14 protein-coding genes are annotated in these 12,115 nt (G+C 61.9%); 1 reads left to right on the top strand and 13 read right to left on the bottom strand.

What is annotated here, in order from left to right; all coding sequences use genetic code 11:
• Position 1 precedes the first annotated feature (1 nt).
• Positions 2 to 787, top strand: a complete 786-nt coding sequence (locus AFIC_RS13315) for an alpha/beta fold hydrolase (RefSeq protein WP_275246710.1) — start codon at positions 2 to 4, stop codon at positions 785 to 787.
• Positions 788 to 886: 99 nt separating this feature from the next.
• On the opposite strand, the gene AFIC_RS13310 is transcribed toward AFIC_RS13315, so the two are convergent.
• From AFIC_RS13310 to AFIC_RS13250, 13 genes are all read right to left on the bottom strand, one after another.
• Entirely contained in the window at positions 887 to 1,240 is a 354-nt protein-coding gene (locus tag AFIC_RS13310) for a zinc ribbon domain-containing protein YjdM (RefSeq protein ID WP_275246709.1), read from the bottom strand.
• A gap of 231 nt (positions 1,241 to 1,471) precedes the next feature.
• Positions 1,472 to 2,980, bottom strand: a complete 1,509-nt coding sequence (locus tag AFIC_RS13305; protein WP_275246708.1) for a sigma-54-dependent transcriptional regulator — start codon at positions 2,978 to 2,980, stop codon at positions 1,472 to 1,474.
• A gap of 2 nt (positions 2,981 to 2,982) precedes the next feature.
• Entirely contained in the window at positions 2,983 to 3,735 is a 753-nt protein-coding gene (gene hypB, locus AFIC_RS13300) for a hydrogenase nickel incorporation protein HypB (protein ID WP_275246707.1), read from the bottom strand.
• The gene (hypA, locus tag AFIC_RS13295) at positions 3,735 to 4,076 is read right to left on the bottom strand and encodes a hydrogenase maturation nickel metallochaperone HypA (protein WP_275246706.1); all 342 of its coding nucleotides are present in this window, start codon (positions 4,074 to 4,076) and stop codon (positions 3,735 to 3,737) included. Before hypA ends, hypB begins: the two co-directional genes overlap by 1 nt.
• The gene (locus tag AFIC_RS13290) at positions 4,069 to 4,992 is read right to left on the bottom strand and encodes an uptake hydrogenase HoxC (RefSeq protein ID WP_275246705.1); all 924 of its coding nucleotides are present in this window, start codon (positions 4,990 to 4,992) and stop codon (positions 4,069 to 4,071) included. Before AFIC_RS13290 ends, hypA begins: the two co-directional genes overlap by 8 nt.
• Positions 4,989 to 5,837, bottom strand: coding sequence for a [NiFe]-hydrogenase assembly chaperone HybE (locus AFIC_RS13285; protein WP_275246704.1), 849 nt, complete (start codon positions 5,835 to 5,837; stop codon positions 4,989 to 4,991). Before AFIC_RS13285 ends, AFIC_RS13290 begins: the two co-directional genes overlap by 4 nt.
• Positions 5,834 to 6,670, bottom strand: a complete 837-nt coding sequence (locus tag AFIC_RS13280; RefSeq protein ID WP_275246703.1) for a hydrogenase expression/formation protein — start codon at positions 6,668 to 6,670, stop codon at positions 5,834 to 5,836. The genes AFIC_RS13285 and AFIC_RS13280 overlap by 4 nt, the downstream gene beginning before the upstream one ends.
• 11 nt (positions 6,671 to 6,681) lie before the next feature.
• The gene (locus tag AFIC_RS13275; protein ID WP_275246702.1) at positions 6,682 to 7,068 is read right to left on the bottom strand and encodes a thioredoxin domain-containing protein; all 387 of its coding nucleotides are present in this window, start codon (positions 7,066 to 7,068) and stop codon (positions 6,682 to 6,684) included.
• A 9-nt stretch (positions 7,069 to 7,077) separates the two neighbouring features.
• On the bottom strand, positions 7,078 to 7,401 hold the full coding sequence (locus AFIC_RS13270; RefSeq protein WP_275246701.1) for a HypC/HybG/HupF family hydrogenase formation chaperone: 324 nt from the start codon (positions 7,399 to 7,401) through the stop codon (positions 7,078 to 7,080).
• A 1-nt stretch (position 7,402) separates the two neighbouring features.
• Positions 7,403 to 8,020, bottom strand: coding sequence for a HyaD/HybD family hydrogenase maturation endopeptidase (locus AFIC_RS13265; RefSeq protein ID WP_275246700.1), 618 nt, complete (start codon positions 8,018 to 8,020; stop codon positions 7,403 to 7,405).
• Positions 8,021 to 8,267: 247 nt separating this feature from the next.
• Positions 8,268 to 9,011, bottom strand: coding sequence for a Ni/Fe-hydrogenase, b-type cytochrome subunit (gene cybH, locus AFIC_RS13260; RefSeq protein ID WP_275246699.1), 744 nt, complete (start codon positions 9,009 to 9,011; stop codon positions 8,268 to 8,270).
• A gap of 9 nt (positions 9,012 to 9,020) precedes the next feature.
• Positions 9,021 to 10,835: a nickel-dependent hydrogenase large subunit gene (locus AFIC_RS13255; protein ID WP_275246698.1), complete on the bottom strand. Its 1,815-nt coding sequence runs from the start codon at positions 10,833 to 10,835 to the stop codon at positions 9,021 to 9,023.
• On the bottom strand, positions 10,835 to 11,938 hold the full coding sequence (locus AFIC_RS13250; RefSeq protein ID WP_275246697.1) for a hydrogenase small subunit: 1,104 nt from the start codon (positions 11,936 to 11,938) through the stop codon (positions 10,835 to 10,837). Before AFIC_RS13250 ends, AFIC_RS13255 begins: the two co-directional genes overlap by 1 nt.
• Positions 11,939 to 12,115: the final 177 nt, after the last annotated feature.

Genomic DNA, 12,115 nt, shown 5'->3' with positions numbered 1-12,115 from the left:
AATGATGAAATCGGTACGCTTGCAGGGAGATGACGGGGTGCTTGACGTTGGCGAGGAGGGCTCCGGAAAGCCCATCGTTCTATTGCACTCGTTGCTCGCAGACCGCGCGGTGTTTGACGCGATCGTTCCTCTGCTTGCAAGGGAGCGGCGCGTCATCGTTCCCGATTTGCCGGGCTTTGGTGGCTCATCGTCGGCCGGCGCGACGATCGAGGGCATCGCCGACAGGGTTGCGAGCCTATTCGACGCGCTCAAGCTCGGCACGGAAGCCGATGTGCTGGGCAACGGCTTTGGTGGCTTCATTGCGAGCATGCTTGCCATTCGTCACGGCGACAAGTTCGATCGGCTCGTTCTGGCCGACACCGGCCTCGCCTTCACGCCGGAAGGCAAGCAATCGTTTTATGCGATGGCCGACCGTGTTCGCCAAAGCGGCATGGAAGCCATCGTCGATGTTGCGATGAAGCGCCTGTTCCCCGACGACTTCATCGCAACTCATCCCGACATCGTTGCCGGGCGTAGAAGCGCACTGGTCAAAACCAATCCCGAATTCTTTGCCGAAGCCTGTCATGCCCTCGCGGGACTGGATCTGACCGCTCAAATCGGCACCATCCATAACCGCACGTTGGTCGTGGTCGGCGAACTCGACACGGCCACGCCGCCGGAGATGTCGCGGGCGCTGGCTGCGGCTCTTCCCGGAGCCAAACTGCTGGAAATTCCCGGGTGCGGTCACGCTCCTATGGTGCAGGAGCCGGAAACTTTCGTGAGGGCGATCTCCGGTTTTCTGGCCTGAAGAGTGCGGCGGATCTCAGAGCCGGCGCATAGACTTTGGGAGTGTTGGTGATGCCGGAAGTGTGGATGTGAGGACCCCTGAAATTATTGGCTCGGTAACTCAAGCCTTTTTCACGAATTCCGATTTCAGATTCATCGCGCCGATGCCATCAACCTTGCAGGCGATGTTGTGTCCGTCTGATGTCTCTATCACGCGGATGTTCCGAACTTTAGTGCCGCCCTTGATGGTCGATGAGGCACCTTTGACCTTGAGGTCTTTAATCACGATGACACTGTCTCCATCCACAAGCACGTTGCCGTGTGCATCGCGTACGGTTGTGTCATGTAAAGTATCTGCGTCCGACCCGAGGCTTTCGGCATTCCACTCATGGCTGCATTCCGGGCAAACCCATAGACCCCGGTCCTGATAGATGTGTTCGGAATTACATTTTGGACAGTTCACCACACCGTTCATTCTCAACCCTGCGCGCCTGGTAATTTTACGGACTCAACTACTCTTTTTATCTGCCGCACGGAAGGGCCATCATGACCGCGTTCAACTAGCCATTTTGACCTGTGTTTCTACACAGAAGGATTTATCGTTCGCACGGCTTGCCAAGGCGCGCCTCGGGTTTCGGGGCCAAGCGGATGCGGACTGGCTATGAAACATCGTATCCGTGAGGGATGACAGGCGGGTACGCGCCATTCAACACTCGTCGTCGTCCCCATCGGCGTCGCCGCGGATAAGCGATAATTTGGTTGGCTCTTCGATCTCGTAGCGCAACAGTTTGGCGCGCAGGCCGACGCGGGATAATCCGAGTTCCTCCGCCGCGCGCGATTTGTTGCCGCGGTTGCGGATCAGCGTCTCGCGGATGATCCGGGCCTCCATCCTTTCGACGCGGCTGCGCAGCAGGCCACCTTCACTGATGAAGCGATCCACCAGCGGCTCCGGGGAAGAAGTGGCGCCATCGGCCCGCAGGATATGGGGCTCGATGAGTTCGGGACCCAGCACTCGGCCTTCCGCGAGGATGACCATCCTTGTGATCTGGTTTTCGAGTTCGCGGACGTTGCCGGGCCATGGGTAGGCACAGAGCCGGTCGAGCGCTTCGTCGGTGAAGCCGGAAATCTTGATGTCGTGTCGTGCCGTCACCCGTTCCAGCATGGCATTGGCGAGTGCTGGAACGTCGCAAATCCTTTCCCGGAGCGGGGGAACGGAAATCGGCGAAATCGCCAGGCGATAGTAGAGGTCTTCGCGGAATTTCCCCGCCGTCGCCTCGCGCGAGAGGTCGCGGTTGGTGGCGGCGATGACGCGGACATTGACCTGTTGAGTGCTGTTGCTGCCCACGGGCCGGATTTCGCCCTCCTGCAAAAACCGCAGCAGCTTGACCTGGAAGGCTTGCGGAATGTCGCCGATCTCGTCGAGGAAGATCGTGCCCTCATGCGCCTGCTCCAGCAGGCCGATGCGGTGCGCGTGGGCCCCGGTGAAAGCTCCCTTGCGATGGCCGAACAATTCGCTCTCGAGCAGTTCGGAAGGGATCGCGCCGCAATTCACCGCATGGAACGGCTTGTCCGAGCGAAGGCTGCAATAATGGATGGCGCGGGCGATCAGTTCCTTGCCGGTGCCGGTCTCTCCGAGGATCAGCGCCGGCACGTCGAAGCCCGCGATGCGCGCCGCCATATCGCATACCGCATTCAGCGGAGAGGTGGGGCTGCGGATGATATTGTCGAAATTGAAACCGTCGCGAAGCTGGCGGCGCTGCTCGTCGAGGCGGTTCTGGACCGAGGGGCCGAGCAGCTTGAGCTCGACCGAAAGGCGGTCATGCTCACGCTGGAGCTTGTAGAGCTGCGTGCCGTTCTTGAGCACCAGCATCAATTCTTCGGGATGCCATGGCTTGGAGATGAAGTGATAGATGCCCGCCTCGTTGACGAGGTTGATGATGTCGTTCGGGTCGGTATATCCCGTGATGATGACGCGCATGACCTCGGGCCAGCGCCGGCGTGCCTCGCTGAGAACCTCAAGGCCGGACATCCCCGGCATGCGTTGATCGCACAGGATGACCTGAATCCACTGGTTTTCGAGGACCGACAGCGCCTCGGGGCCGCTATTGGCGGTGAAGACCTCGAAATCATCCTCCAGCGTGCGCTTGATGGCCTCGACGGATAATTGTTCGTCATCGACGACAAGAATGGCGGGAAGCGGAACGGTGTCGGCCATTGTCAACGCTGCTCCGGTATTGCGGTTGCTTTGGCCCGGCGCCTGCGAAGGGATTCACGGCGGGCGGCGATCCAGTCGAGCCATTTGCCCATGCCATCCCCGGTCCGCGCCGAAATGCGGATGATCTCGATGTCGGGATTGATGCGCCGCGCATTCGCCTCGCACTGCGCCATGTCGAAATCGACATGCGGCGCGAGATCGGTCTTGTTGAGCAGCATGAGCGATGCCGCGGCGAACATATGCGGATATTTCAGCGGCTTGTCTTCGCCTTCGGTCACCGCCAGCACGACCACCTTGCTGTCCTCGCCGAGATCGAATCCGGCGGGGCAAACGAGGTTGCCGACATTCTCGATGAAAACAAGACCGAGATCTTTCAGGCGCAGGCGATCGAGCGCATCGCTGACGACGGCGGCATCGAGATGGCAGCCGGTCCCGGTGTTGACCTGAATCGCGCGAACGCCGGTTTCCCGGATGCGGGCGGCATCGTTGTCGGTCTCCTGATCGCCTTCGATCACGCCGGTGCCATTGTCTTTCATCCGCCGCAGCGTTTCGACCAGCAGGGTGGTCTTGCCGGAGCCGGGGCTGGAGACGAGATTGAGCGCGAGAATACCCTTTTCTTCCAGTTGCCGGCGGTTTCTGCCGGCGATCTCGTTATTCCGCGCAAGAATGTCGGTGCCGATCTTCACCAGCCGCCGCTCGGGGGCAATGGCGCTCCGCACTCCGGAGGCCGTCGTGCTGTCGCAAACAGCGTCCATCAGAGCACCTCCAAATCCTTGATGCGAAGCTCATCGCCGCCGGTGACCCGAAGCCGGCCGCCGCCGCATCGCGGGCATTGTCCAGCCTGATGATCGATCTCCACGCTGGCGTTGCAGTCGAAGCACCAGGCGCGTCCGGGCAGGTCGATAATGTCGAGAGCCGCTCCCTCGGCAACGGTGCCGCGCGCGGTGACGTCGAATCCGAACAGCAGGGCTTGCGGCTCGACTCCGGCAAACCGGCCGATTTCGATGCGGACCCGCGTGACGCGCGAAAACCGGTTGCGGCCGGCTTCGTCCGCGATCAGTCCGACAAGACTCTGGCAAATAGACATCTCATGCATCGCATTTGGTCCGGGCTCTCCAGATCACCGGCAGACAAGGATCGGCGCAGGTCAGTGCGATCCTGATCCGGTCGCCGCGTTCGGCGGGTGATCCCGTCGCTGCCGACTGGAGCAGTCTTTGAAGGAACGCGCCGCTCCCGACCATGCTATCCGTTGGCGTGGCGATGCGGTAGTCCTCGATCAGTCCGTTTCGCAGCCGCACATGGTGAAGCAGCCGTCCGCGCGCGGCTTCGGCCCAGCCCCGGCCGTCGTCGCTGCGGCCATAGCGGGCGCCCGGACTGCCCGAAGCGATTTCCTCGATCAGCAGGGCGGCTTCGATCAGGCGCGCCGCCATTCGGGCAAAAAGAGTGATGCCTTCTCGCTTTATAATGGCGCGCATGGCGGGATGATGCACGATCCGGCTGATGAAGGTCGGATCGGGCTCCGCGTCGATGCGCCCGGCCGATTTTTCCCACTGAGCTGCCCGTGCGAGATATCTCGCGGGGGCGCTTTCACCAGTCTGGAGCCAGATATCGAAATTATCCAGAACCTCGACGGCGCGAGAGGCGAACAGGGCATGTTCGAGGTCGCGGATGCGTGCGCCGGAAAGCATGGCGAGACCCGCGAGATCGGACGTGCGCGGCGTTTCCTGAAGCGCCAGCGGCCAGTCGCGCAGCATCACGAGCGCATGCTCGCGCAACGTCTCGGATGCGATGGCGGTGTGCGTGTCCGCCGCGGGTGACAGATCCATCGCCATTGCCGCCGCAGCGCCCTGAGCCGCCGGACAGAGATTGAAGATAAGCGGCATCAGCCGGATCGCGTCGGCGCAGCGCCGCCCGACAAGCAAATGCGAGGTGGCAAGCGCGCCCTCGATCGAGACGGAGAATCTTGTTTCGCCGCCGGCATGATGTTCGCCTATCGTCAAAACCTGCGTCACGGGGAGGCCGGGTCGGAGGATGAGGCGGCGAGCCCTCCGCTGATAAGGGCCCGGCGGCTTGGGTTCGCAGGCAGGACGATGGTGCGCGCATCGTCCGGCGGGTTCGCGAGGGCGGCCTCGCGCTCCGCGGCGCTGGCGAGTTCGTTTTCCCGCATGGCGCTGATGTCGGCGGCGCGATCGGTGTCCTCGTCGCGGTTGCCTTCGTCGAATAGCCCGGCGATCGCCGCGCGGGCGACGTCGGTGGCCTGAAGCTGGCTGGCGAATTCCGACATCGAGGAGAACAGCGAGCAGGCGAAATAGCTGCCGGCCGGCGGGCGGTTGTTGAAGATGAATTCGTAGATGCCGGACGGAAATGCGAAGTTGCGTTTCGTGCCGATGCGAAGCTGCGACCAGTCTTCGTCGGCGGCGGGCAGCACCACGATGTTCATGCACCAGGGCATCAGCAGGATGCCGACGATGCGGTTCTCCCAGATCCGAAAGCCGACCGCCTCGACATTCAGCGAATTGTTGCTGAACGGCGTGTCACGCATCTTGGTGTTGAAGACCTGCCGGAACGACTCGACCAGTTGTCCGGGTTTCTCCGCGAGATCGCGGGCGAGAGGGGATTCCGGCGCGGACGGGGCGCCGGAATCGATCACCATGAACTGGTCGCGTGCGCCGTCGCATTGCGGGCAGCGCCAGTCCATCGGCAATGCCGAGAACGGCGTGCCGGGCTGGATTTGCCGCATCTCGTCCCCGACCGCCGGGTCGTAGCTGTACCAGCAGATCTTGCATTCCAGAATCGCGGCATCGTCGATCTTGGCGGCATCTCCGAGAAACGAGCCTTCAAAGCGGGCGGAGGTCATGCGATCGCCTCCGCGACCTCGGCGATCCGCGTGGCGGAATCGCGGATGTCCTCCACCGCAGCGCAGGCCACTTCCGGGATATCGGAAATCTCGATGGTGTCGAGGATCAGGGCGTCCTGCGAATTGTAGTACCGCACCCGCCAGACATCCGGATATCCGGTGCCTTCAATGCGGCAATTGCCATAGCCGCGCGACAGGAACCTGATCCGGCCGGCCCCCAGCGCGGCGGCGAGATAGTCGAGGTCCTCTGGCGTATGCGGCATCAGCGTGAGGTTCACCACGTGCGGCGGGTCCCCGCGGCGGCGCTTGGCAATCTGCTCGGTGATCTCGGCGAGCAGGAACGGACCGTTGACCACGCCGGGCGCGGGCATCGGCGGCGAAGGCGGCGTGACGGACGCGCTCACAAGCGCGATGCTGGGAACTGCGCCGATCTCGATATGCTCGCGCATGTCATCGCCGAGGGAGCGGATGCGCCAGATTCCGGCGAAAACCGATTCCTGCGCCTCGATGCGTGGAAGCGTATCGGCCAGCATCGCGACTTCGCCTTCACCGAGCGCATCGGCGAACACCTTGGCGTTTTGCGCATCGAGCGCCGGCAGATCGAATCGAAGATTTCCGCGCTGCTCGCTCCAGCTTGCGGCGGCCGCGGCCAGCGCGTGCAGCGCATCCGTCGCCGGACGTATTTTTTCCGGATCATCGACCAGCGGAAAATGCGGCTCGAACGTCCGCATGCCCGAGGGCATCGCGAGATAGTTGAGATCCTCGCCATCTTCCTCCGAAGGCTGGCTGCCCGGCCCGAATCCCGTGGGCGGCGTGGTGAAGCTGTAAGCCATGGCTGTCCTTCCTATTGCCGGGTGACGGCGGGTTGCGGGCGGTCCAGAATCGATTTGATCTCGCTGAGATAGTCCGGCCAATCGCGAACTTTCGGCACCGCGCCGATCAACGCGCCGTCGCGCAGGAACAACAGCGAAGGCGTCGGCCACACATCGTAACGCTCGCGCAGCGACTGCTCGATCGCACGGTCCACCACCGCAGCCTTGAAACGATACTGAAAGGCCTGCACGAGTTCGGGCAGGATGGCGGCAACGTCGTCGGTCTCGAGATTCTTCGCGGGATCACCGGTGAGGAAAACAACATATTCGCCCTTGGCGGACATGAAGTCGTCGCAGTTCGTCGCGCCGAGCAGCGGGTAGCCGAGATCGCGGGTCAGTCTGTCGATGGCTTTCGACATCTTAATCTCCTACTGTACCGCATTGCCGCGGCGGATGTGTTCGAGATGGGGCGGAAGCACCGGTTCGCGGTCGTCCAGATCGGGAAACAGTCCGGTGATGTCGTCGCCGTCCGCGGCGGCGGACAGGCTGCGCAGGGCGCTACAGATCAATGCGGCTTCATCGTCCTCGAGCAGGCGACGGGCGGTGCCGAGAAACACCAGTAGCCATCGTCCGGGCGCGACCGCGCCGACGAGGCGAATGTCCACGCTCTGCCGCGCATCCGATGTTTCGCTCACGCAGGTTGCGGTGAATTCGCCGGCGGACAGAACTTTCATGGGAATGCCGATGCACATGTCAGGCGTTCCAGTCCGACAGGAAGCGTTCGTCTCCGGTGCGGCAAGCCGTGAGTTCGCTGGGGCGGCCTTCCTCATAAAGGTCCCGCTCGAGCGCGGAGGGGCCGAGTTCGTCGGCGGCGATGACGCGCCGATGTACCGGCACGTTCAGCCGTTGCAGTTCGGCAAGAACGGCGGCGATCGCGTCGTCGATGCGCGAGACGACCAGCGGGCGGAGCGACCCGCCATAATCCTCGATCATCTCCGGTTGCAGGCCGACCAGAAGAATGCGCTGCGGTGTCCAGCCGAGCATCTTCGCGGTGATCAGCACTTCCTGAAAGCCGGCCTGATGCAGCGATACTTTTTTCGCGCCCATGAAGGCCGGGACATTGTCGTCCTCGACGAGCTTCAGCGTGCCGGGCGGCAAGCCGTAATCCACGGCGTCGAGAATGATCAGGACCGAACTGTTCTGGACGTGAGGCAGCAGGAAAATGCCCTGCGTGCCGCCATCCATCACGGTGACGTTGTCGGGGAAGGCATATTGCCGGTGCAGGCGTTCGACCGCGCGCACCCCGAACCCTTCATCGGCCCACAGGACGTTGCCGATTCCGAGAATCAGAACCGAAGATTCTGTACTCAAGCGTTCCTCCCGCCGGCATCGAGGCCGGTTCTTTGAATTGTCAAAATCAAGAACCGTGCCATTTCGGCTTGTTGGGAGAGTCATTTGATTTCAATAACTTAGAATAATCCCAAAAATAGCCTGCCGATCAGATGGAAGCTTGTCTGTCAAGAATCCTTCCATATGGAATCTATTCTTCCAGCTCTGCGAGCGAATAAAAAAAAGGCAGCCACGAGGGCTGCCTAAGGCGGGGTGGGGTTGGGCGGGTTCAGGCTGGGTCGTCATCCTTGAAGGTGCGGTGTCCCGAGATCATCGTCGAGACGATGCTCTGGCGGGACATGATGTCTTCGCGGATGGCGACGTAGATGTGGATGATCACGAAGGTCAGGATCCACCACATGCCGAGACGGTGCAGCGTGTGGACGTCGAAACTCTGACCGACCAGCGGGATCACCCAGCCGAACAGGGTGTCCTGCCAGCTTCCCCGCTGCGAGCCTTCCGCATAGAGCGCAAAGCCCGTGATGATCATGAACAGCGTACCGGTCGTGATGAAGATAAACATCGCGATCTGTGCCAGCGGGTTGTGGCCGACATATTTCTTCGGCCGCTTCTCGATGAAGAGATACCAGCGCAGTTCGAACAGGATCTCCTTCCACCAGTGAGCGCTCGTGAGCGGCAGCCGGAAAAGCTGCCGCGCATGGTGATTGCCGACGAACGACCAGTAGAACCGGAATAAGAAGCCGATCGCGAGGATATATCCGGCCGTGAAGTGGGTGAACCGGATATAGCCCATCAGGAAGTTCGCGCTGGCCTCGCCCGGCATCGTCGGCAGGGGTCTGCCGATGAAGAAGCCGGTGAGGGCGAGCACGAGGATGGCGATGGCGTTGATCCAGTGCCACAACCGGACCGGGGCTTCGTAGACATACACGGATGTCTGTCGTGAGCCCTCGACCAGTTCATGACTTTCCGTCTGGATGACGCCGCCACGTCCGATGTCGGTGATATTGCTCATGGCTGCCTCCTATCGCACGGTGACTTTCGCGAGGTTCTCGCCGTCTTCGCTCATGACGTGAGTGGAGCAGGCGAGGCAGGGGTCGAACGAGTGCAGCGTGCGCAGGATTTCGACGGGCTCCTCCGGACGCTCCATCGGCGTGTTCATCAGCGAGGCTTCGAACGCTCCGATATTGCCGGCCGGATCGCGCGGCGATCCGTTCCAGGTGGTCGGCACGATGCACTGGTAGTTGGCGATCTTGCCGTCCTTGATCCTGATCCAGTGACCGTTGGCGCCGCGAGGCGCGGCGACGAGGCCGAAACCCTTGGCTTCCTTCGGCCAGGTGGATGGGTCCCACTTCTCGACGTTGGCGGTGGAGGAATCGCCAGCCTTGATGTTGCCGATCAGCTCCTTCCAGTCGTCCAGCATCATCGCTGCGCAGTAATGGGCCTCGAGCGCGCGGGCGAGGGTGCGGCCAATGGTGGAGGGCAGCGCCTGCTTCGCCGTGAGGTTGGTGCCAGCCAGCTTGTTGAACGCCGCGAGCGAGGAATTCACCTGCTCGATGACGTACTGGTTGCCCTGCGCGTAGTTGAGGATGTAACGCGACAACGGACCGACCTCGACGGCGTTGCCGCGCCAGCGCGGCGACTTGATCCACGAATATTTCGCGGCTTCGTCGAGCTGCTTGATGTCGGTGCGCGTACCCTTGGCGTTGGGGCCGAGCGCGTAATTATGCTCGGTGACGCCATCCCACGGGTGCAGGCCCTTGGCTTCGTCCGGGTATTTGTACCAGGAGTGCGCGACGAATTCCTGAATCTGCTCGGGATCGGCCGGATCGATCGGAAACACCTCGTTCCAGTTGCCGTTGAGGATGACGCCGCCTTTGAGCTGATCGGTCGACTTGTTGTAGTTGACCTTCGGATAGTCGCCGTAATCCATGACGTTGGTGGCGGACAGGCCGCCGCCATAGAGCCAGCCCTTGTAGAACGTGGCGATGGCGACGACGTCGGGGATGTAGACGTTCTTGGAGAACTCGTACGCCTCCTCGATGCGCGCGCGCACGAAGTTGAGCCGTTCCATGTTCAGTGGCGCGCCCGCCGCGAGATCGCCATCCATGTTGATGGCGCAGGGAACGCCGCCGACCATGAAGTTCGGATGCGGATTCTTGCCACCGAAGATGGTGTGGATCTTGACGATCTCCTTCTGGATGTCGAGTGCCTCCAGATAATGCGCCGTGGCCATCAGGTCGGCTTCCGGAGACAGCTTGTAGGCCGGGTTGTCCCAATAGCCGTTCTTGAAGATGCCGAGCTCGCCGGATTCCACGAAGCGCTTCAGGCGGTTCTGGATGTCGCGGAAATAACCCGGCGACGACATCGGATGGTTGGGGCCGACCAGTTGTTGCAGTTCCGAGGTGGCTTTCGGATCGGCCTTCAGCGCGTTGACCGGATTGACCCAGTCGAGCGCGTGCAGGTGATAGAAGTGCACGACGTGATCGTGCCATTGCAGCACCTTGGCCATGATCTCGCGGATCAAGTGCGCGTTATGCGGGATGCGGATGTCGAGCGCGTTCTCCACCGCGCGCACGGAGGCGAGCGCGTGGCAGCCGGTGCAGACGCCGCAGATGCGTTCGACGAACGCCCATGCGTCGCGCGGATCGCGGCCCTTGAGGATGACCTCGAGGCCGCGCCACATCGTTCCGGTCGAGACCGCGTTGCGGATCACGTTGTTAGAGTCGACGTTCACCTCGCAACGCATATGGCCTTCGATGCGGGTGACGGGATCGACGACGACGCGGCGTCCGCTATTGTCGAGTTTGTAGCCGTTCGGCGTTTGAATCACGGACATCAGACGTGCTCCTTGGAATTGGTCGTAGGCGTGGACTGGCGCTTGGTCTGCGCGCGTTTCAGTGCGCTGACCGCGGCATGAGCGGCAACCGCGCCGCCGACACCGGCCGCAACCGTTCCGCCGATCTGGTCGGCGTTGGCTTCAATGCCGAACTGATGGATGTTCTGGAGCCGTGCGTACCATGAGCCTTTGTCCCAGAATCCCTCCTCGGAGCAGCCGATGCAGCCATGACCTGCCTGAATCGGGAAGCTGGTGCCTTCGTTCCAGCGGATAGTCGAGCAGGCGTTGTAGGTGGTCGGTCCCTTGCAGCCGACCTTGTAGAGGCAATAGCCGCGACGCGCGCCTTCGTCGTCGAACGCCTCGACGAACTGGCCGGCATCGAAATGCGGACGGCGATAGCATTTGTCATGGATGCGCTGCGAGTAGAACATCTTCGGCCGTCCGGTGCGGTCGAGTTCGGGCAGCTTGTCGAAGGTCAGCATGTAGGTGATGACGCCGGTCATGACTTCGGCGATTGGCGGACAGCCCGGCACCTTGATGATGGGCTTGTCGGTGATGACCTGATGCACGGGTGTCGCGCGGGTCGGGTTCGGACGCGCCGCCTGCACGCAGCCATGGCTGGCGCAGGAACCCCACGAGATGATCGCCTTGGCATGCTTGGCGGCATAACGAAGCTGATCGACGAACGGCTTGCCGCCGATGATGCAGAACATGCCGTCTTCGTTGAGCGGCGGGTTACCCTCGACGGCGAGGATGTAGTTGCCCTTGTAGCGTTCGATGGTGTCGGCGAGTGCCGCTTCCGCCTGATGTCCGGCGGCGGCCATCAGCGTGTCGTCGTAGTCGAGCGAAATCATCGACAGAACGACGTCCTTCACCAGGGGATGCGCGGAACGAATAAAGGATTCCGAGCAGCAGGTGCATTCGAGGCCGTGCAGCCACAGCACCGGGGTGCGCGGCTTGGTCTCCATCGCGTTGGCGATCTGCGACGTATAGGCCGGCCCGAGGCCGAGCGCGGTCGCCGTCAGCGAACAGAATTTGAGGAACGAGCGACGGGTGACGCCTTGCCGCCGCATGACCTCATAGAACGTTTCGGTGGGTGTCATTTATGTTTCTCCGCGAAAACCGCGAACTGCCTCCCGCAGTTCGTGGGTCAGGAGAAGCAAGTGTCTTGCCAAGCGATTTATCGCTTTGAGATCAAGGTATTGGTTGAAAACACCGGCGCAGGGCGATGTCGCGCGACTTCCATACAGCGGTCCCGGCTGGAAGCCAGCTTGCCAGTT

Origin of the sequence: [Pseudomonas] carboxydohydrogena, from assembly GCF_029030725.1 — a bacterium.
In the GTDB taxonomy this organism is placed as follows: Bacteria; Pseudomonadota; Alphaproteobacteria; order Rhizobiales; family Xanthobacteraceae; genus Afipia; species Afipia carboxydohydrogena.
Note: the sequence above shows the minus strand (reverse complement) of the source record. Positions and strands in the feature narration are given on the sequence as shown.